At 70.0% G+C, this 300-nt stretch carries 1 pseudogene; it reads right to left on the bottom strand.

The annotated features are described in order from the left end of the window. Positions 1 to 300: pseudogene (locus E5162_RS14690) on the bottom strand (tRNA 2-selenouridine(34) synthase MnmH); the annotation flags it as partial.

The raw sequence follows: 300 nt of genomic DNA, 5'->3' as shown, positions 1-300 counted from the left end.
CGGATAGGCCTCGACCAGGGGACGGGCGCGCGCGGAGACCGGTGCACGGACCTCGATGCGCGGGGCCGCCTCCATCGCCTGCCACAGCACGGGGGGAAGTGGGCGCAGGCCGACCTTGCTGGATTCCGCTTCCACGATGACGGGCCGCTCCGGGTCGAGCCGTGAAAGCACGTGCCACAGCGCGCTTTCAAACCCTTTCTGGCTTGGCTGGGCGTCAAGGCCGAGCCCGCCGAAGATCGACCCGCGATGGCGCGCCCGCCCTTCCAGGTCCAGCGTCTGGACTCCAAGAGCGTCCAGAAG

Origin of the sequence: Marinicauda pacifica (genome assembly GCF_004793635.1) — a bacterium.
GTDB classification, from domain to species: domain Bacteria; phylum Pseudomonadota; class Alphaproteobacteria; order Caulobacterales; family Maricaulaceae; genus Marinicauda; species Marinicauda pacifica.
The sequence above is the reverse complement of the archived record's forward strand: the minus strand, read 5'-3'. Positions and strand labels throughout refer to the sequence as shown.